Origin of the sequence: Streptomyces sp. AA4, from assembly GCF_000158875.1 — a bacterium.
Lineage (GTDB): Bacteria > Actinomycetota > Actinomycetes > Mycobacteriales > Pseudonocardiaceae > Amycolatopsis.
On sequence record NZ_GG657746.1, the window covers coordinates 285,497 to 305,245 of the forward strand.

At 69.0% G+C, this 19,749-nt stretch carries 19 protein-coding genes and 1 pseudogene; 11 read left to right on the plus strand and 9 right to left on the minus strand.

The genetic code is table 11. From position 1 onward, the window contains the following. Positions 1-387: pseudogene (locus tag SSMG_RS01390) on the minus strand (hypothetical protein); the annotation flags it as partial. Between the two features lie 248 nt (positions 388-635). Between SSMG_RS01390 and SSMG_RS01395 the strand changes: the two are divergent. Next, positions 636-1,673: a polyprenyl synthetase family protein gene (locus SSMG_RS01395; protein WP_037712214.1), complete on the plus strand. Its 1,038-nt coding sequence runs from the start codon at positions 636-638 to the stop codon at positions 1,671-1,673. 12 nt (positions 1,674-1,685) lie between these two features. Beyond that, positions 1,686-3,068, plus strand: a complete 1,383-nt coding sequence (locus SSMG_RS01400; RefSeq protein ID WP_009072090.1) for a LapA family protein — start codon at positions 1,686-1,688, stop codon at positions 3,066-3,068. Positions 3,069-3,131: 63 nt separating this feature from the next. Here SSMG_RS01400 and SSMG_RS01405 read toward each other — a convergent pair whose 3' ends face one another. From SSMG_RS01405 to SSMG_RS01420, 4 genes are all read right to left on the minus strand, one after another. After that, complete coding sequence (locus SSMG_RS01405) at positions 3,132-4,175, minus strand: 2-oxoacid:ferredoxin oxidoreductase subunit beta (protein ID WP_286157015.1); 1,044 nt, start codon at positions 4,173-4,175, stop codon at positions 3,132-3,134. Positions 4,176-4,192: 17 nt separating this feature from the next. Next, positions 4,193-6,115: a 2-oxoacid:acceptor oxidoreductase subunit alpha gene (locus tag SSMG_RS01410; RefSeq protein WP_009072094.1), complete on the minus strand. Its 1,923-nt coding sequence runs from the start codon at positions 6,113-6,115 to the stop codon at positions 4,193-4,195. Between the two features lie 286 nt (positions 6,116-6,401). Further along, the gene (locus SSMG_RS01415) at positions 6,402-7,163 is read right to left on the minus strand and encodes an enoyl-CoA hydratase (protein ID WP_009072097.1); all 762 of its coding nucleotides are present in this window, start codon (positions 7,161-7,163) and stop codon (positions 6,402-6,404) included. 51 nt (positions 7,164-7,214) lie between these two features. After that, on the minus strand, positions 7,215-7,658 hold the full coding sequence (locus tag SSMG_RS01420; RefSeq protein WP_037712217.1) for an Lrp/AsnC family transcriptional regulator: 444 nt from the start codon (positions 7,656-7,658) through the stop codon (positions 7,215-7,217). Positions 7,659-7,732: 74 nt separating this feature from the next. On the opposite strand from SSMG_RS01420, the gene ddaH reads away from it, so the two are divergent. Then, the gene (gene ddaH, locus SSMG_RS01425; RefSeq protein WP_086024856.1) at positions 7,733-8,578 is read left to right on the plus strand and encodes a dimethylargininase; all 846 of its coding nucleotides are present in this window, start codon (positions 7,733-7,735) and stop codon (positions 8,576-8,578) included. An 82-nt stretch (positions 8,579-8,660) separates the two neighbouring features. Here ddaH and SSMG_RS01430 read toward each other — a convergent pair whose 3' ends face one another. Then, a complete protein-coding gene (locus SSMG_RS01430; protein ID WP_009072103.1) occupies positions 8,661-9,521 on the minus strand; it encodes an alpha/beta fold hydrolase in 861 nt (286 codons plus the stop codon). 97 nt (positions 9,522-9,618) lie between these two features. Between SSMG_RS01430 and SSMG_RS01435 the strand changes: the two genes are divergently transcribed. From SSMG_RS01435 to SSMG_RS01460, 6 genes are all read left to right on the plus strand, one after another. Beyond that, the gene (locus tag SSMG_RS01435; protein ID WP_009072104.1) at positions 9,619-10,080 is read left to right on the plus strand and encodes a CGNR zinc finger domain-containing protein; all 462 of its coding nucleotides are present in this window, start codon (positions 9,619-9,621) and stop codon (positions 10,078-10,080) included. 177 nt (positions 10,081-10,257) lie between these two features. Further along, positions 10,258-10,890 carry a polysaccharide deacetylase family protein gene (locus SSMG_RS01440; protein ID WP_009072107.1) on the plus strand — a complete coding sequence of 211 codons (633 nt, stop codon included), beginning with the start codon at positions 10,258-10,260 and terminating at the stop codon, positions 10,888-10,890. A gap of 206 nt (positions 10,891-11,096) precedes the next feature. Next, positions 11,097-11,783, plus strand: coding sequence for a glycoside hydrolase family 75 protein (locus tag SSMG_RS01445; RefSeq protein ID WP_009072109.1), 687 nt, complete (start codon positions 11,097-11,099; stop codon positions 11,781-11,783). 76 nt (positions 11,784-11,859) lie between these two features. Next, positions 11,860-12,528: a polysaccharide deacetylase family protein gene (locus SSMG_RS01450; protein WP_009072111.1), complete on the plus strand. Its 669-nt coding sequence runs from the start codon at positions 11,860-11,862 to the stop codon at positions 12,526-12,528. A gap of 69 nt (positions 12,529-12,597) precedes the next feature. After that, positions 12,598-13,521 (plus strand): glycosyltransferase family 2 protein, encoded by a 924-nt coding sequence (locus SSMG_RS01455; RefSeq protein ID WP_009072113.1) that lies wholly within the window; start codon positions 12,598-12,600, stop codon positions 13,519-13,521. A gap of 6 nt (positions 13,522-13,527) precedes the next feature. Continuing rightward, entirely contained in the window at positions 13,528-14,562 is a 1,035-nt protein-coding gene (locus SSMG_RS01460; RefSeq protein ID WP_009072114.1) for a GNAT family N-acetyltransferase, read from the plus strand. A 3-nt stretch (positions 14,563-14,565) separates the two neighbouring features. Here SSMG_RS01460 and SSMG_RS01465 read toward each other — a convergent pair whose 3' ends face one another. Both SSMG_RS01465 and SSMG_RS01470 read right to left on the minus strand, forming a co-directional pair. Beyond that, positions 14,566-15,876, minus strand: a complete 1,311-nt coding sequence (locus SSMG_RS01465; protein WP_009072116.1) for a UDP-glucose/GDP-mannose dehydrogenase family protein — start codon at positions 15,874-15,876, stop codon at positions 14,566-14,568. 1 nt (position 15,877) lies between these two features. Then, entirely contained in the window at positions 15,878-17,086 is a 1,209-nt protein-coding gene (locus SSMG_RS01470; protein ID WP_199785750.1) for a glycosyltransferase family 4 protein, read from the minus strand. Positions 17,087-17,223: 137 nt separating this feature from the next. Here SSMG_RS01470 and SSMG_RS01475 point away from each other — a divergent pair, with 137 nt between their 5' ends. Together SSMG_RS01475 and SSMG_RS01480 are read left to right on the plus strand one after the other, a co-directional pair. Beyond that, complete coding sequence (locus SSMG_RS01475; protein ID WP_037712220.1) at positions 17,224-18,189, plus strand: hypothetical protein; 966 nt, start codon at positions 17,224-17,226, stop codon at positions 18,187-18,189. Between the two features lie 158 nt (positions 18,190-18,347). Beyond that, positions 18,348-19,367 (plus strand): hypothetical protein, encoded by a 1,020-nt coding sequence (locus SSMG_RS01480; protein WP_009072122.1) that lies wholly within the window; start codon positions 18,348-18,350, stop codon positions 19,365-19,367. On the opposite strand, the gene SSMG_RS01485 is transcribed toward SSMG_RS01480, so the two are convergent. Further along, the gene (locus SSMG_RS01485; RefSeq protein ID WP_009072124.1) at positions 19,277-19,726 is read right to left on the minus strand and encodes a DUF2784 domain-containing protein; all 450 of its coding nucleotides are present in this window, start codon (positions 19,724-19,726) and stop codon (positions 19,277-19,279) included. The genes SSMG_RS01480 and SSMG_RS01485 overlap by 91 nt on opposite strands. Positions 19,727-19,749 lie beyond the last annotated feature (23 nt).

Consider the following 19,749-nt stretch of genomic DNA (forward strand, 5'->3'; position numbering starts at 1 on the left):
TTTGCAGGTCACCGTGTAGGTCGAGATGCGGATGCGTTTGCCGCCGGAGCTCACCAGGGCCGACAGTTCGAAGTTGTTTCCCGTCGCGGTCGACGTCGTGGTGGTGACGTCGTTCGCGGGATCGGTGACCTGGGTGGTGCACGAGGAAGTGCCGCCGCCGAAGGTGACGCCGGGTTTGGCCACCGCGGGCGACGAGGCGCTGGTCGGGCCCTCTACGGCGCACGCGGACTGCGTCGGGACGGAGATGGTGGTTCCGGCCTTCGTGAAGTTCGCGTTGCCGATGTCGGCGACTCCGGCCGGGGTGTCCGCGGCGGCGGTCCCGGCAGCGGTGAGCAAACCGGCGGCGGCCAGTGCTGCTCCGGCCAAAACGGTGCGCTTGATGATCATGGTCGTCTCCTCGCTGCTGATCCTGCTCCCACGGACTATCCGCAGGTCCGAATCGCCCGTTGCGTCCTTGGGCGGCGATCACCCGTCCGGGAGCGCGGATCAACCCGTTCGTGGACCCGGGCGCGAGTGTCGCGTTCGTCACCGTTTCCGCAGGACAGCGGGTAAAGGCAGGCCGCGGGGCAACCACTACCCTGAAGGGGGTAACCGACTGGCGAAGAGCGCCACGAGAGAGCGGAGCCGACGTGTCTGTGTCTTCACCACCTCCGGGGGCGGCCCGGGATGGCGCTGTCGAGGACCTGCGCGCGACCGTCGGGCTGCAGATCCAGGACGAGCCGTTGCTGCGGGCCATCGCGAGCGGGCTGGCGGACGTCGAGACGATGCTGCGGGACGTCGTGAAGAGTGACGTGCCGGCGGTGCACGACGCCGCGTTGCACCTGGTCGAGGCGGGGGGCAAACGTTTTCGTCCGCTGTTCACGCTGCTGTCCGCCCAGTTCGGGCCCAAGCAGGGCGAGCAGGTGCTGGTCGCGGCCGCGGCGGTGGAGCTGGTGCACCTGGCGACGCTGTACCACGATGACGTGATGGACGAGGCGACCATGCGCCGCGGCGCGGAGAGCGTCAACTCGCGCTGGGACAACACCGTCGCCATCCTCACCGGCGACTATCTCTTCGCACACGCCTCCCGGCTCGTCGCCGACCTCGGCACGGACGCCGCGCGGATCATCGCCGAGACGTTCGGCGAGCTGGTCAGCGGGCAGATGCGCGAGACCGTCGGTCCTGGGCCCGGCGACGACCCGGTCGAGCACTACCTCACCGTGATCGCGCAGAAGACCGGTTCGCTGATCGCGACGTCGGGACGCTTCGGCGGCATGATGTCCGGCGCGGCCGAGGAGCACATCCAGGCGCTGCGCCGCTTCGGCGACATCATCGGCGCGGCCTTCCAGATCTCCGACGACGTCATCGACATCGCGTCGCCGTCGGTCGAGCTGGGCAAGGCGCAGGGCACTGACCTGCGGGAAGGCGTCCGTACGCTGCCGATGCTGTACGCGCTGGCCGATCCGGGCACCGACCCGCGGCTCGTGGAGCTGCTCGCCGGCCCGATCACCGACGACGCGCTCGTCGCCGAGGCGCTCGAGCTGCTGCGCCGTTCCAGCGGCCTCGAACGCGCGCGGGAAACCCTTTCCGACTACGCTTCCCGAGCACGTGCCGAGCTCGCCTCGCTGCCCGCTTCCCCTGCGCGCGACGCTTGCGAGTCGGTCGCCGACTACCTGGTCGCGCGAACGTTCTAAAAGGGGCGAGAAATGTCCATTTTCGGGCAGGTGTGGCTCTGGAGCCTGCTGGCCTTCATTGTCGGTGCGGTCCTCGCATGGCTGGTGCTGGCTCGTCCGGCGCGCAAGCGGGTGGGCGAACTGGAAGCGGAACTGGCGAGCGCGCACGCCGACACGGCCCGCGCCGCGGCCAGCACGCCCGCGCGCACCGCGGTGCTGCCGCCCGCGGAGGACTGGACCAGAGACCGCCGCGAGCACGCTCCGACGGAAGTCATCCAGGCGACTAGCGCTTTCGAGCCGGAAGCCGAGTACGACGCGGAGTACCGCACGGCTCCCGAACCGGCGGCTGCCGCTGCCGCGGAAGCTCCGGAGGACGACGTCGACGAGGCGTTCGCGCAGGCCGAGGCCCGCGAACACCAGAACGGTCTTTTCGACAGCGCACCGGCCGAGACCGCTCCGGAGGACTCCGGTTCGGCCTACCGCGCCGCGGCCACCGAGTACCTGCAGCCCGCCGAAACCGGTTCGCACCGCATCGCCGAACCGGCCGAGGACCACGACAGCGGCTACCACCGGATCGCGGAACCGGCGGACGAGCACGACAGCGGCTACCACCGTCTCCCGGAACCGGCCGAGGACTACTCGGAGCCGGTCGAGGAAGAGCCGGGCCGCCACGTGGCCGAGCCCGCCGACGGTCTGTCCTCTTTGGAGCGACGGCTTGACCCGACTCCGTTGGACAGCACCGCTTCGGAGCCCGAGCCGGTCTCGCTGTTCCGCCCGGGTCCGGGCCGGGCGGCCGAACCGGAACCGGACTGGTTCAACCAGCCGGACGCCGCGCAGCGCTCGCCGTTCCAGGAACCAGCCGAGCCGGCGGTCGGCCACCTCGAAGAGGATTCGACGACCGATCACCTGATCCCGAACGCCGGGCCCGTTGCCGAACCGGCGGTTGGGTCCGTCGGGGGGTCCGCCGCCGAGTCCACAGAGGACACCGCGGAAAGCAGCCAGGGCTTGCCGAAACGCCAGCGCCGCGAATCCCCGCGCGGCGGTTTCGACCCGCCGCGGCCGATCCAGCCGTCGATGCGCCCGGTCGAGCGCCGGGAACCGGACCTGGCCGGCGGACACAGCGGTTCGCTGTTCGAGCCGTCCGTGCAGCCGAACCAGGCCGCGATGGCCGCTCCGGAGCCGCCGCCCGCGCGGCAGACCGCGGACGACGCGGTGCCGCCGGGGCCGTTCGGTCCGGGTTCGGCGATGCCGCGGCCGGGTGGTGGCCGTCCGGCCGAGGGTTTCACGGTGAAGGCGAGTGTGACGGCGTTGCGGTATTGCGGGGAGGATTCGCCGCAGTTCCCGAAGATGGTGGCTGAGGTGTGGTTCCGCAGTGCCGCCGACGCGGAGCGGGTCGGGTTCCGTCCCTTGCATTGAGTCCACATAAGACAGAGGCCGTCACTCCCGAATCCAGGAGTGACGGCCTCTGTCGTGAGTGGACTAAGCGACAGTCCAGGTGTCCTTGCCCCGCAACAACCCCTGCAGGTCCGGCTTCCGGGCCTCGCGCGCCTGCTCGACCTGGGCCCGCGCGGCGTCGTCGTACGTCGGGCGTTCGACCTGGCGCAGGATGCCCGTCGGGACGTGGTTCAGGTTCTGGTCGCCCAGGCGGGAAAGCGCGAAGGCGTACGACGTGTCCGCGATGGACGGGTCGTGCACCACCAGGTTTTCCTCGCCGATTTCCGCGACCTTGCCGACGTCCAGGCCGCCCCAGTCGCCGCGGCGGACGCCGAATTCGCCTTCCGGGCCGAAGCGGATCGGTTCGCCCGCGTGCAGCGGGATCAAGCGGGACGCGGCTTCGTCCTTGTCCCTCAGCACATCGAACGCGCCGTCGTTGAAGATCGGGCAGTTCTGGTAGATCTCCACCAGCGCCGAACCGCGGTGTTTCGCCGCCGCCTCAAGAACCTCAGTCAGGCCCTTGCGGTCGGAGTCCAGCGCGCGGCCCACGAACGACGCTTCCGCGCCGATCGCCAGCGACAGCGGGTTGAACGGCGTGTCCAGCGAGCCCATCGGCGTCGACTTGGTGACCATGCCCTGGCCCGACGTCGGCGAGTACTGGCCCTTGGTCAACCCGTAGATCCGGTTGTTGAACAGCAGGATCTTGATGTTCACGTTGCGCCGCAACGCGTGGATCAGGTGGTTGCCGCCGATGGACAGCGCGTCGCCGTCGCCCGTCACGACCCACACCGACAGGTCCGGGCGCGTCGTGGCGAGCCCGGTCGCGATCGACGGCGCGCGGCCGTGGATCGAGTGCATGCCGTAGGTGTTGAGGTAGTACGGGAACCGCGACGAGCAGCCGATGCCCGAGATGAAGACGATGTTCTCGCGCTTGAGCCCGAGCGTCGGCAGGAACGACTGCACGGCGTTGAGCACCACGTAGTCGCCGCAGCCGGGGCACCAGCGCACTTCCTGGTCGGACTTGTAGTCCTTGGCCTTCTGCGGTTCGTCGGTGGTCGGCACCAGGTCGATGCCGCCGAGCTGCGGCAGCCCGAGATCGATGGCGGTCACTTGACGCCCTCCGGAACGAGGTTGGCGATGATGTCGGAGAACACGTTCTGCAGCTCCTCGGCCTTGAACGGCAGGCCCGCGACCTTGGTGTGCGAGTGCACGTCCACCAGGTACTTCGCCCGCAGCAGCAGCGAAAGCTGCCCGAGGTTCATCTCCGGGACCACGACCCGGTCGTAGCGGGCCAGCACCTCGCCGAGGTTGTGCGGCAACGGGTTCAGGTGCCGCAGGTGCGCCTGCGCGATCGGCATCCCGAGCTTGCGCACGCGGCGGCAGGCCGCGCCGATCGGGCCGTAGGACGAACCCCAGCCCAGCGCCAGCACGCGGGCCTCGCCGGACGGGTCGTCGACCTCCAGGTCCGGCACGTCGATGCCGTCGATCTTCGCCTGGCGCAGCCGCACCATCTTGTCGTGGTTGTCCGGGTCGTAGGAGATGTGGCCGGTGCCGTCGGCCTTCTCCAGCCCGCCGATGCGGTGCTGCAGCCCGGGGGCGCCCGGGATCGCCCACGCCCGCGCGAGCGTCTCGGGGTCGCGCACGTACGGCCAGAACTCGCCGGATCCGTTGTCCGAGTTGGGTTCCGAGGCGAATTCCACGCGCAGGTCCGGCAGGTCCTCCACATTCGGGACCAGCCACGGTTCGGAACCGTTGGCGATCGCGCCGTCGGACAGCAGCAGCACCGGTGTGCGGTACTTCAGCGCGATCCGGGTGGCCTCGATCGCCGCGTCGAAGCAGTCGGCGGGCGACAGCGGCGCGATGATCGGCACCGGCGATTCGCCGTTGCGGCCGAACATCGCCTGCAGCAGGTCGGCCTGCTCGGTCTTGGTCGGAAGGCCGGTGGACGGCCCGCCGCGCTGCACGTCGATGATCATCAGCGGCAGTTCGGTCATCACGCCGAGGCCGATGGTCTCCGACTTCAGCGCGACGCCGGGGCCGGACGTGGACGTGATGCCCAGCGCCCCGCCGTAGGACGCGCCGAGCGCGGCTCCGATGCCGGCGATCTCGTCTTCCGCCTGGAACGTGATGATGCCGTAGTTCTTGTGCTTGGACAGCTCGTGCAGCACGTCCGAGGCCGGCGTGATCGGGTACGTGCCGAGCAGGATCTGCAGCCCGGATTGCTGTCCGGCGGCCACGATCCCGTACGCCAGCGCGGTGTTCCCGGTTATCTGCCGGTAGGTGCCCTTGTCCAGCTTCGCGGGCGCGACCTCGAAGGTGGTCGCGAACGATTCGGTGGTCTCGCCGTAGTTCCAGCCTGCCCGGAAGGCGAGGATGTTCGCCTCGGCGATGTCCGGCTTCTTCGCGAACTTCTCGCGCAGGAACCGCTCGGTGCCCTCGGTCGGCCGGTGGTACATCCACGACAGCAGGCCCAGCGCGAACATGTTCTTGCAGCGTTCGGCGTCCTTCTTGCCGAGGCCGGTGTCGGCGAGCGCGCCCTGGGTCAGCGTCGACATGGCGACCCGGTGCACCTGGAACGGCGAGAGCGAATCGTCGTCGAGCGGGTCGGTCTCGTAGCCGACCTTCACCAGGTTCCGCTTGGTGAACTCGTCGGTGTTGAGGATGATCGTCCCGCCGTGCGGGACGTCGCGGACGTTCGCCTTGAGCGCGGCGGGGTTCATCGCGACGAGCACGTCCGGCCGGTCGCCCGGCGTGAGGATGTCGTAGTCGGCGAAGTGCACCTGGAAGGACGAGACGCCGGGGATGGTGCCCTGCGGCGCCCGGATCTCGGCCGGGAAGTTGGGCATGGTCGACAGGTCGTTCCCGAACGCCGCGGCCTCCGAGGTGAACCGGTCGCCGGTCAGCTGCATCCCGTCGCCCGAGTCGCCGGCAAACCGGATGACCACCCGGTCCAGCTTGTTCACCTCGGTGGACCGGGACGCGGTCAGCGCGCCGTTACCGGCCTCGCTGCCGTTCGCACTGGTGCTCATGGGTCAGGGAATCCCTCTCTCCCGGCGTGCTGCGGGCCAGGGTCGGCTCCCCGGGGAGCCCGCCGAGGCCTGCTTCCGAGGTTACTCGCCGCGCCCCTGGCCGCGGCCCGAGTGCGGTCAAGTGTGGGGTACGCAGACCGAATGCCCGCCGGGGTGCCCTCGATCGTAGGGCGAATCGGGCCGCGCTCCGGAGTGACGCGCGTCTCTTGCCGCCCGCGCGCCACTGACCAGCAGCTTGCTCCAGGTTGAGGGTTCCCGGAATGTGGGAATTTGTGCGCGGCCCGGCTCAGCGGCGGCTGATGCGGGCCTTCATCGCCGCGAGACGTTCCGCGAATGCCGGTGCGGCCAGCGATTCCAACTGTGGAACGAGCTCGGCGTCGACCGCCGCGGCGTGTTCGGTCAGGCCGCTGGTGTGCCGCATAGTCCGCTTGGTGGACACCACGACCTCGCGCGGAGCGGCGACCGTCGGGGCGGCGAGATCGCGGGCGGCCTGGACCAACGCGTCGTGGTCGCCGTCCACCAAACGCAGCGCGAACCCCGCCCGGACCGCGGATTCCGCGGTAAGGGTTTCGCCGAACAACGCCATCGCGGACGCCTGCTGCGGACCGAGGATGCGTTGCGACATCCAGGTCATGCCTCCGCCGGGATGCAAGCCGAGTTCGAGGAACCGCGGGATGAACTTGGCGTGCGGTCCGACAAGACGGACGTCGGCGGCCAGCGCGAGGTTCAGACCAGCGCCGACGGCGGCCCCGCCGACCGCGGCGATCGTCGGCAGGCTGCAGCCGGCCACGGCGAGGAAGCCCGCGTACACCGAGCGCAGTCCCTCGGCGTCGGCCTTGCCGAGTGCGGTGAGGTCCGCGCCCGCGCAGAACGCCGGCGGGGCGCCGGTGACGATCACGGCGTGCACGCTCTCGTCGGCCTCGGCGCGCGCGACCGCCGCGGCCAGCTCGGCGGAGAGGTCGAGGGTGAGCGCGTTGCGGCTCTTCGGGGCGTCGACGGTGAGCAGCGCGACGCCCTGGTCGTGCTCGCTGTGGATGCGGTCGGTCATGGCGCTCAGCATCGCAGGCGCGCGCTCGCCGCCGCCGGTTAGAACCGTCACTCAGGACGGCGTCGGCGGCCGTTCCAGCAGCCGGGACAACACGACCGTCGACACCGTGCGGTCGATGATCTCCAGCCCGCGCAGCCGCTCGAGCGCGGTCTCCAGGTGGTGGATGTCGGCGGCGCGCAGGTGGACGATCGCGTCCGCCGCGCCGGACACCGTGTAGGCGGCGACAACCTCGGTCAACGGTTCGAGCCGGGCCCGGATCCGGCCGGGCGTGACGTTGCCCTGGCAGTGCACCTCGACGAACGCCTCGGTGCCCCAGCCGAGCGCCTCCGGGTCGACGACCGCGGTGAAGCCGCGCAGCACGCCGGTCTCCAGCAGCCGGTCCACGCGTCGTTTCACCGCGGGGGCGGACAGCCCGACCACCTTGCCGATCTCCGCGTAGCTGGAACGGGCGTTGGCCACCAGGCAGGAAACGATTCGCTGGTCGATGGTGTTCACACGCAATGTTTAGCACGCAGGTGCGCAGTGAACAGCGATTGATTGCGAGATTAGGTCGACCTTAGCCTGTTTGCATGCAGGGAGAGGTTGTGCCGCCGCGGGTGCCCACGCCCCGCCGTTACCTGATGTGCCCGCCGCGTTATTTCGCCGTCGACTACGCGATCAACCCCTGGATGGACCCCTCGAAGCCGGTCAGCGTGGACGTCGCCGTCGCGCAGTGGACCGAGCTGCGCGACACCTACCGCCGCCTCGGCCACACCGTCGAGGAGATCGACCCGCAACCCGGCCTCCCGGACATGGTGTTCGCGGCCAACTCGGGCACCGTCGTGGACGGACGCGTGCTCGGCTCGCGGTTCCGCGCCCCGCAGCGCGCCGCCGAGGCGGAGCACTTCCGCCGCTGGTTCCTCGAACACGGCTACCGCGACCTGACGATGCCGGAGAAGATCAACGAGGCCGAGGGCGATTTCGCCTGGACCGGCAAGCTCCTGCTGGCCGGCACCGGCTTCCGCACCGACCCGGCGGCGCACGCCGAGGCGCAGGAGGTGCTCGGCGTCCCGGTCGTGTCGCTGCGGCTGGTCGACCCGCGCTACTACCACCTGGACACCGCGCTGTTCGTGCTGGCCGAGGCGACGGACACGACGACCGCGCAGGTCGTCTACTACCCGGACGCGTTCTCGCCGGGCTCGCAGCGGGTGCTGCGGCGGATGTTCCCGGACGCGGTGCTCGCGACCGCGGCCGACGCCGAGTGCTTCGGCTTGAACGGGGTGTCCGACGGCCGCAACGTGGTGCTTCCGGTCGAGGCGACGGACCTGGGCGCGCGGCTGGCCGAGCGGGGGTACGAGCCGGTGTACGTGGACATCTCAGAACTGCGGAAGGCCGGTGGCGGGCCGAAGTGCTGCACGTTGGAGATCCGCAAGTAGGGGTTACTTCGACAGCAGTTCGAGAACCGGGACACCGGCCGTTTTCCGGACTGTGCGGCGGTTTTCTCGTTGCCGAGCCCGGTTACTTCAGGACCCGGCCGAGGAAACCGCGCAGGTAGCCCGCGACGACGTCCAGGTGGCTTTCCAGCAGGAAGTGCCCGCCGTCGATCAGGTGTACCTCGGCGTCCTTGGCGTCGCGCGCGAAGGCTTCCGCTCCGGCCGGGGCGAAGATCTCGTCGCGTCGGCCCCACACGGCGAGCACCGGGACGTCGTGGGTGCGCAGGAATTCGTGCAGTCGCGGGTAAAGCGGGCGGTTGTTCCGGTAGTCGCGGAACAAGGCCAGCTGGATTTCGTCGTTGCCGGGGCGGGAGACCCGGGCGTAGTCGTGCTCCCAGGTGTCCGGGCTGACCAGGCTCGGGTCGGGGACGCCGTGCAGGTACTGCCAGCGGATGGCGTCGTAGCTCAGCGCGGTGCGGACGGCCGGTTCGGTGTCCGGGCCGGGGTTCGCGCCGTAGGCCCAAAGCCCGGCCCAGAACGAGTCGACGAAGCCTTCCTCGTATCCGTTGCCGTTCTGCGTGACGATCGCGGAGATCCGGTCCGGGTGCTGGAGCGCGAGCCGCCAGGCGATCGGGGCGCCGTAGTCCTGGACGTAAACCGCGTAGCGGTCCAGGCCGAGCTGGTCGAGCAGGCCGGACGTGAGGTCGGCGAGGGCGTCGAAGGTGTAGTCGAACTCGTCGGCGCTGGGCGCGGCGGAGTGGCCGAAGCCCAGGTGGTCCGGCGCGATTACCCGGTAGCGGTCGGCCAGCAGCGGGATCAGGTTCCGGAACATGAACGAGCTGGTCGGATATCCGTGCAGCAGGACGATCGCGGGTGCGCCGACGGGACCGGCCTCGCGGTAGAAGAGCTGGTGGCCGTCGACGGAGGTCGTCCGGTGGCGGATCATGGCTAACCCCTTTGTAGATTTGATCTGGTTAGTTGCTCGCCATGCAAGCACGGGCGGGCTAACCTGTCAAAGGGTTCGATCTGGTTAGGGAGCTTCGATGGACGTGCTCGCCCTGCTCAACAGCAGGCCGCTGGTCAACGGCGAGGAACAGGACGCGCTCGACCGGCAGTGGGCGCGCGAGCGCGGTGGCGACGGGAGCGGCGCGGAGCTGGAACTGCTGCGGCGGGCGCGGGATCTCCTGCGGGACGTCGTGCGCGGGGTCAGTTCGCCGGTCGTGCTGCGTCCGCTCCTGGACGGGGTGCGTCAGGTGCCGGAGCTTTCCGCGGACGGTCTCCGCTGGGAGGTGGAGGCGCCGCCGCACGCGCGATTGGCCGTCGAAGCCGTTCTGGATTGGGCGGCGCTCGAAAAGGATCTCCCTGGGCGATTGCGGGCCTGCGCCAACGACGAGTGCCAGCTGTTCCTGCTCGACCGCAGCCGGGCGAACCGCGCGCGCTGGTGTTCGATGGCGGCCTGCGGAAATCGGGAGAAGGTGCGGCGGCACTACCAGCGCAATCATTGAATCTTCACCCAAACGTGTGAAGATGAGTTCTGTCTACAAGTGTGGACGTATTCCGATTTTCCTGCGGGAGTGTTTACCTCGCGCAGGAAAACCTTTGTTGACCATGGGATCGGCGCTGGTAACTACTCCGTTTGCCAATCCGATTAATCGGGTACGGTACTTCGGACGGGAGGCGCGATGATCACCTTTGCGGTGCACGGCATTGGCAAGCCCGAGCGAGCCCTCGATCCGGGTGAGGACGAGCGGTGGATCACCGTGGAGCAGTTCGACGCGCTCTTGGACGTCGTCTCCGGGACGGGGGCGCAGCTCACCTTCGACGACGGCAACTCCTCGGACGTCGAGATCGCCTTGCCGCGGCTGGTCGAGCGCGGGTTGTATGCCGAGTTCTTCCCGTTGGCCGGCCGGGTCGGCGAGCGCGGGTACGTCGACCGCGCCGGGCTGCGGCAGCTGGTGGACGCCGGAATGCACGTCGGATCGCACGGCTGGGACCGGCTGGACTGGCGACGGCTCGACGGGTCGTTCGCGGTGCGCCGGGAGCTGGATGACGCGCCGCGGCTGCTGGAGCAGCTGAGCGGAACCCCGGTGCGGCGGTTTTCGCTGCCGGAGGGCCGGTTCGACCGGCGAGTGCTGACGCATCTGCGCGAGGCCGGCGCGACGCGGGTGTACGCGAATGTCGGCGGCGTGCGCGGGGCGGCGCTGGTTCGGCCCCGGACGGAGATCCGCTCGGACCTGAACCCCCGCTGGGCCGAAGCGGTGAGCCGCCGGCCGCGTCGATTCCCGGCCCGCTGGGCTTCCCGGCCGGGCCGGTAAACCGGGGTCCGTGAAGGGCTCCTTCACGGACTTAGATTCCCTCAAGGGGTCCTTCACGGACCTCGATTCCCGGCGGGCCACCTTCACGGACTGCTCGGTTCGGCGGGAAAAACACCCTCTTTCGGCGGGTTGTGACCGCATCCGTACGGCGGCATCCTGAGCGCGCGCCGCCGTAAGGAAAGTTTCCTAATAAACAGGGAGCGTCGATGCGGAAACTCGTCCTGCTCGCGATTCTGGCGATCGCCGCCGCCGTCCTGCCCGCCGCGCTCGCCACCGCGGCGACCCCCGCCGCGGAAGCGGTTCAGGCAGGCCCGACCGCGGACCAGATTCTCGCCAAGGTGGCGTCCTGCAAGCAGATCTCCAACGGCAAATACAAAACCGACGAGGACTCCGGCAGCGCGACCGTGCCGGTCTGCGATGCGGGCAAGGCGGTCTTCTGGAAAGCCGACATGGACATCGACTGCGACGGCCAGCGCACCTCCGAGTGCAACGAGAACACTGACTGCTGCTTCTACCCCGACACCGCCTTCCCGCAATCCGACGGCAAACCGCTCAACGCCGCCAAGCTGCCGTACATCGTGGTCCCCAGTTCGAGCAGCATCTGGAATTACGCGAACTCCGGCCTTCGCGGCGGCGGTTCCTGCGCGGTGATCTACAACGGCAAGGTCGAGTACGCGGTCATCGGCGACACCGGGCCGAACAAGATCATCGGCGAGGCCTCGTACGCGACGGCCAAGGCTCTCGGGATCAACCCGGACCCGAAGAACGGCGGCGTCGACTCCGGCGTGACGTACGTGTGCTTCAAGAACTCGAGCGTGAACCCGATCGAGGACCACGCGGCGGCCACGAGCACCGGACAGAAGCTGGCGTCGGCGTTCGTGAGCGGGAGCTGAACCCCGGTCCTTCGCCGCACCGTAACTATCGCCGCGTTTTGCGCGATTAGTCCGATGGTGCGGCGAAGGGCGGGCGATGGCAGGCAAGCTGGTGAATCTCACGGTGCACGGCATCGGGACACCCGTGCGTCCGCTGGATCCCGGGGAGGGCGAAACCTGGGTCCGGGTGGACCAGTTCGAACGGGTGCTGGACGCCGTCGCGGGCCGTCCCGAGGTCCGGCTGACCTTCGACGACGGGAACTCCTCGGACGTCGAGATCGCCTTGCCGCGGCTGGTCGAGCGCGGGCTGCGCGCCGAATTCTTCCTGCTGGCCGGACGGCTCGGCACTCCGGGATCGGTGGACGAGGCCGGGATCGGGAAACTTCTGGCCGCCGGCATGAAGATCGGCTCGCACGGCTGGGCGCACCGCGACTGGCGGCGGCTGGAGCGCGACCAGGTCGGCGAGGAGCTGGTGCGGGCGCCGCAGGCACTCGCGGCGCACGTCGGAACGCCGGTGCACCGGGTCGCGATTCCGTTCGGTTCCTACGACCGGACCGTTCTGCGCCGGTTGCGCCGCGCGGGCGTCCAGCGGGCTTACACCAGCGACGGAGGGCCTGCGAGGGAGAGGGACTGGCTGCAGCCGCGGACCAGCCTCACGCGTGATCTCGACGCCGCCTGGATCGCGGATGTGCTCGACGGATCGCCCGGCGTGCGCCGCAAGGCCCGGCGGGCAGTCGCGAAAGTGGTGAAGCGGTGCCGCGGTTAACGGGTATCCCCGTTGCCGCCCAACGAAATCCGTCGTAACAGGCCGGTCGTCCAGCGCGACATTTCGAGCGTGAGTGAGCCGCGATTCCGGGTTGCGATCATCATCGTGACCTACAACAGTGCCACTGTGCTGGCGGGATGTCTCGCGTCGCTGCGTGCCGCCGCGCAGGGCACCGACCTCGTCGAGGTGATCGTGGCCGACAACATGTCCTCCGACGGCACCGAGAAAATCGCCTCCCGGGAATGGGACGTTCCGGTCACCTTGCTGCGCACCGGACATAACGGGGGCTATGCGGCCGCAGTCAACGCGGCGCTCGACGAATTGCGAACTGCCGAAATAGACGGGGTTTTCGTGCTCAATCCGGACGCCCGCCCGCGTGCGGGCGCGCTGGAAATCCTCGCTCGCGCACTCGAATACCCGCGCCGGGGCATCGTTTATCCGCGGCTGCTCAACGAGGACGGCACGCTCCAGCCCTCGATCCGCCGGGACCCCACGGTGCTGCGCGCGCTGGCCGAATCGATCGCGGGCGGCCACCGGGCGGGCCGGTGGGGCACGCTGGGCGAGCTGATCACCGATCCGATGCAGTACGAGTACGCGCGCCCGGTCGCCTGGGGCACCGGCGCGGCGATGCTGATCAGCACGGACACGCTGCGCGAGATCGGCCCGTGGGACGAATCGTTCCTGCTCTACGGCGAAGAGACGGAATTCAGCTTGCGCGCCAAGGATTTCGGCTGGCAGCCGTGGTACGAACCGTCCGCGGTGGTCGAGCACATCGGCGGCGAATCCGGGACGAATCCGGTGCTGTGGGCGTTGCTCACGGTCAATCGGGTCGAGCTTTTCCGCCGGCGCAGCGGGTGGCTGGCCTCGGCGGCCTACTTCGCGGCGGTGGTGCTCGGCGAGCTTCTCCGCTCGCTCGGCGGCCGGCGGACTGCTCGGGCCGCGCTTGTCGCACTGGTGCGGCCTTCGCGCCGCCTGACCGCGCTTCCGGGCTGAACGGCGGTGCGCGTAGTCGAGTTCGGTCGCCTCACGGCTCGGGAATTGGATGCCTGGCATGCCTTGCGGGCGGCCAATTCCGCGTTGGACAGCCCGTATTTCCATCCGGAATTCGCCGCGGCGGTGCACGCGGAAGGGCCGCCGGTCCACGTCGCCGTCGCGGAGGCCGCCGGTGCGGTCACCGGTTTGTTTCCGGTGCACCGCAACGGGTCCGCGGTACGCCCGGTCGGCTGGCCCGCCGCGGATTTCCAGGGGCCGATTCAAGCGGAAGGCAGCCGATTCCCGGTCGAGACGCTGCTGCCGGCGTTGCGGGCCCGGACGTTCAGCTTCGATCACCTGCTGGACACGGCCGAGTTCGAGCAGCGGATCGACACCCGGCGGCCCTCGCCGTACCTCGACGTCACCGGCGGGCTGGAGGGCTATCTGGGGCGGGCTTCGCGCAGCGGCAAGGACAATATGGGGCAGGCCCGGCGCCGAGCGGCCAAAGCGGGCCGCGAGCACGGGCCGCTGGTCTTCACGGCCGACAGCCGGGATCCCGCGCTGCTCGACGAGGTGATCCGGCTCAAACGCGAGCAATACGCGGCGACCGGTGCGCGGGACTACTTCGCCGATCCGGCTCGGATCGCGCTGTTGCACCGGCTTCTCCGGACTCGGGAAGGATCCTTCGGCGGGCTGCTCTCGGCTGTCCACAGTGGAGGGGAACTGCTCGCGGCACACTTCGGTCTTCGGGACGGCCGGGTGCTGCATTGGTGGTTCCCGGTCTACGAGCCGCGGTTTTCCCGGCTGGCCCCGGGCTGGATCCTGCTGCGGGAAATAGTGCAGGCCGCGCCGGAATGGGGCGTCGAGCGGATCGACCTCGGACGCGGCGAGGACGAGTACAAGCGGCGTGCGATGACGGGTCAGGTCATGGTCTGCCAGGGGGAAATGACCAGCGGCGAGTTGCGGGGTCTCGTTCGGCGGGCGGGCAGGCAGGCGGTGTCGGCGGTCAAGGCGTCGCCGATCGCGCCGCAGTTGCGTGCTGTGCTGCGGCGCTTTCGGTGAGCGTCAGGCGGCGAGGCCGAGGCCGGTCCAGCTGAATCCGGAGCGGCGGAGCACGTCGGAGTCGAGCAGGTTGCGGGTGTCGACGACGATCGGGCGGCGGACGACCTCCGCCAGCTGGGTCCAGTTCAGCGACCGGAATTCCGGCCATTCGGTGAGCAGGATCAGCGCGTCGACGTCCTTGGCCATCAGCAGCGGGTCTTCGACGAGGCTGACGTCGCCGAGTTCCGGGCGCAGCGTGTCCGCGCGCAGGGCCGGGTCGTAGCCGACGAGTTCCGCGCCCGCTTGCCGCAGCAGGGCGGCGATCGCGAGTGCGGGCGAATCCCGGACGTCGTCGGTGTTGGCCTTGAAGGTCAGGCCCAGCAGGCCGAACCGGAGCCGGGCGATCGAACCGTTCCGGCTGCCCGTCACCGCGAGGCGAATTTTGTCGACGATGCGCTGTCGTTGCCGTTCATTCGTGTCGATCGCCGCGCGCAGCAAGCGGAATTCGAAGTCCGCGGAGTCGGAGATCTGCAGCATCGCCCGGGTGTCCTTGGGCAGGCACGAGCCGCCCCAGCCCGGGCCGGGCCGCAGGAAGGCCTGTCCGATCCGGTGGTCATATCCCATGCCCTCGGTGATGTCCGCGAGGTTGGCGCCGAGCCGTTCGCACAATTCCGCCATGGCGTTGACGTAAGACAATTTCATCGCCAGGAAGCAGTTCGCCGCGTACTTCATGAGTTCCGCGCTCGCCGCGTCGGTCAGCACGGTCGGCGCGCCGAGCCGCGCGTAGAGGCCGGCGATCCGCTCGGCCGCGTCCTGCGCGTCGCTGCCGACGACGATGCGGTCCGGGCTGAGGAAGTCGCGCACCGCGGTGCCTTCCCGGAGGAATTCGGGATTGCTGACGACCGCGACGTCCTCGCGGCGCAGGAGTTCCTTGGTCCGCTCCGCGGTCCCGACCGGCACTGTCGACTTGTTGACCACCACGACCCCGGAAGGCAGGCGCTCCCGGATCTCGTCGAGGACGGCTTCGACGCTGGACAGGTCCGCGACCCCGCCGACGCCCATCGGGGTGGGCACGCACAGGAAAACCACCTCGAGGTCGGCGTCGATCGCGGCCGCCGCTCCGTGGACGAACTCGAGCCGTCCCGCCGCCAGGCCCTCGGCGACGAGGTCGGCGAGGCCGGGTTCGAGGATGTCGACCTCCCCGTCCGCGAGCCGGGCGATCTTGTCCGGGTCGAGGTCGGCGCACACCACGCGGTGCCCGAGCGACGCGAGACACGCGCCGGTGGTGAGTCCGACGTATCCCGTGCCGACTACCGCAATCCGTCTCGCGAACATGTCAATTCTTCTCCTCGTCGAACAGGCCTTGGTAGACCGAGAGATAAGCCCGGGCCTGTGGCGCCCAGTCGAGTTCCTGCTCCGCCCGGACGCGACCGGCCTTGCCGAGTTCCGCCCGGCGTTCCGGATCGTCGAGCAGCGCCACGAGTTCCGCGGCGAAAGTCCCGGTGTGGCCCGGTTCCACGTAGACGGCGCAATCGGCCGCGGACACGACGGTTTCGGTCAGCCGGTAGGCGAGAACCGGCAACGCGAACGCGAGGTACTCCATGGTCTTGTTCATCGTCGAAAGATCGTTCAGCGGGCTGTAGGGGTCGGCGGAGAGACCCACGTCCGCGGTCGAGAGGTAATCGGCGATTTCCTCCGGGCCGACCCGGCCGGTGAACCGCACCCACTCGTCGAGCCCCATTTCGGTGCACTGCCGGCGGAGGTCTTCGAGACAGTCTCCGAAGCCGAGCAACGCGAAGGCGACGTCGGTGCGCTGATGGTCGCGGACGACCCGCGAGATGACCTCCAGCACGCCGTCCACCCCGTCCTGCGGTCCCATGATTCCCAGCCACACCACGAGAAACCGCTTGCCCTGGCGAAGTTCCGGTTTCGGCGGCCGCGGCCGCATGACCGAGGTGTCCGGCCCGGAGCGGACGATCGTCGTGCGGGAAAGCGGCACGTTCCCGCGTTCGACAGCGATTCGCCGGTACGACGCGTTGGTGGAAACAACCCGATCCGCGGTCCGGAAAGTCATGCGCTCCAGCCAGTACAGGCCGGCCAGTTGCAGACGGGCGGCGAAGTTCTCCGGTTCTCCGAAGCGGGAACGGAACACTTCCGGGTTGAGGTCGTGGTGGTCGAAGACGAACCGCACGCCCCGCAGCCGCCAAAGCCGCGCGAGTGCCCAGAAAGTGTCCGGCGGGTTACAGGCTTGGAGCGCGTCGAAGCGACGGCGTTTCCAGACTTTGCGCGAGAGGTTCGCGGTGCGCAGCCAGCAGTAGACGAATTCGACCAAATAGCTCAGAGCGCCCGAGGCGTTCGGCGGAGGCGCGTACTTGTAAAGGTGTACTCCGTCCAGCACTTCGTACTTCGGATCGCCGGTTCCCTTGGGGCAAATCACGGAAACCTCATAGCCGGATTCGGTGAGTGCACGGCATTCCAGCCACACCCGGCGGTCGAGCGGGACGGGGAGGTTCTGCACGATGATCAGTACGTGGCGTCGCGGCACCGGCGACCTCATCTCCTGGGTGCAGGGAGCAGACGCTACTTATTCGCTGGCGCGCGGCTTTTCATTACGCACATCTCGGTAACGGAAAGGTGCGTTCTCGCGACCTAACCGCAGGCTGTCCCGAGAGAGGTACTCAGATGGCACACGGCGATGCCGGACCCAAGCTGCGAGCGGGAGATCGAGTGCGCGTGCGCGGCGCCGAGGAAATCCTGGCCACGCTCGACAAACAGGGCAGAATGGACGGCTTGCCCTTCATGCCCGAAATGCTCCGTTTCGCCGGTCAGGAGATGCGGGTGTACAAACGGGCCGGAAAAACGTGCGACACCATCACTCCCAGTACCGATCACCGGAAACTGGAACGCACTGTTCATCTGGCCGGTGCGCGCTGTGACGGAAGCGCGCACGGGGGCTGCCAAGCCGCGTGCCTTCTTTTCTTCCGGGAGGAGTGGCTCGAGCCCGCACCGGAACCCGCCGGTCCCGCCGAGGCGACCGTCGAGACGCTGACTGCCGACACAATCGCGCCGCCGGACGAGGACGGTGTCGAACGTTATCGTTGCCAGGCAACGGAACTGCTCAACGCTTCCGCGCCGCTGAGCGCCTACTCGCCCGGGCAGTACCTGGAAGACATCCGCTCCGGCAACGAGAAACCGGCGGTGGTCCTGCGCGGGCTCCTCGTCGTGCTCTTCAACAAATTCCAGCGGCTGAGCACGCGGCTGCCCGCCCGGCTGCGCATCCGCGGCGGCGAGACCTATCCGTTCCTGCGGGGCACCGGGCCGTCCGGGCCGAAGCCGGAACCCCTGCGGCTGGAGCCGGGAGAGCTGGTCGAGGTCCGGAGCAAGGAGGAGATCCTCCGCACGCTTTCCCCGGAGAACAAGAACCGGGGCATGCTCTTCGACGTCGAAATGCTGCCGTACTGCGGACAGCGCGCCCGGGTGCTGCATCGGGTGGAACGTATCATCGACGAGAAGACCGGCCGGATGCTCCGGTTGCGCGATTGCGTTGTGCTCGAAGACGTTTTCTGCCGTTCGCTCTACCACCGGTTCTGCCCGCGGGCGATCTACCCGTACTGGCGGGAGGCCTGGCTGCGCCGCGTCGAGGGCTGAACCGGGCCGCGCCCGGCTCCCGTTTATTGATCACCGAATTCCGGTGATCAATTTTTGCCCGCCGCCGGCGGGTTGTGTTCATGGTGCGTTGCTGATTAGGGTGCCGTGTCGTTCCATTTCTTCTTGGCATCGACACGATCACAGTGGAGTAACGCAACGTGAGAAAAATTGTTCTTGCCGCGGCGGCGTCCGGCGCGGCCGCGATGGTGCTGACGGCGTGCCATTCGATACCCGGGGCCGCCGGTTCCGACGTGCCCGAGTCGCCGGCGGCCGCCGCGTCCCCGACCTCCGCCGCGCCGAGCCCGACCGCGCCGGGCACCGTGGCTCCGGTGGAGCAGAGCAAACCGGCGAGCGCTCCGGCCGCCTCCGCCAGCATGGGTTCGGGCACCTCGGCGAACCGGCCGTCGGCGACCGGCGGCCCGGTCGGGCAGTCGGGGGCCGGCGGATACGGCGTGCCCGCCGGAACGCCGCTCGCGAAATCCGGGTCGATCACCGCCAAATCCGGCCAGGTGATCGAAAACCTCGACATCACCGGCCGCGTGCTCATCGGCGACGGCGTGCACGACGTGGTGATCCGCAACTGCCGGTTCACCGGCGACGGCACGGTTCCGTGGGGGATCGACACCGAGGGCGACGGATCGGTGAACGCGGACCACGTCACCATCCGCGGCGACTACACCGACGCCGGAATCGGCTACCACAACGTCACCGTCTCGCACGCCGACATTTACGGAATGACGAACGACGGCGCGAAAGTCGGCAACAATTTCACGATGACCGACTCGTGGATCCACGATTTCACCCCGGCCACCGGCGCGCACGCCGACGGTCTCCAGATCATGGAGCGGGTCGCGAACGTGCTCGTCCAGCACAACGTCGTCAACCCGGGGCTCGGCGGGGAGTGGAGCAAGGACCCCGCCGCGGACCGTTCGGTCAACTCGGCGATGATCATGAACGACAGCATCGACCGCGGCACCGCGGGCCGGATCGTGGTCGACGGCAACCAGATCGGCGGGGGCGGCTACTCGGTGTACTTCGGCGTTCCCGGCGACACCGCCTTCACGAACAACCGGTTCGTGCGGGACAGCTACCGGTGGGGTCCGGTCGAACCCTCGGCCAAGACCGACGTCTGGTCCGGGAACACGTTCACCGACAACGGAGCCGCGGTGGCGCCCTGACGCGCCTTCCGGCGGTTCCACAGCTTCCGGGCGCTGAACGCCCAGCTGAGCAGGATCACGACCACGAAAACGGCGCGCAGGTAGTTGATGTGGTGCTCGGGGTAGAGCACGCCCTCGACATACCGGTACATGAACGGGCGGTCGTCGGGGACCTGCCCGTCCCGGTGCCGCGCCCAGTTCTCGACCGTCGTCACCGGGCACCCGACCGCCACGTAGAGCGTCAGCACCGCCCACCCGACGTAGAGCGCGTGCGGGATCGCCATCCACCACCAGCGGGCCGCGAGGAATCCCCCGACGAGGAGGTAGAAAAGCAGAGCGAAATGCAGCACCACCATGGATTGAGCAAGCAGCGCGTACATTTCGCTCCGCCTTTCGTTCGAAG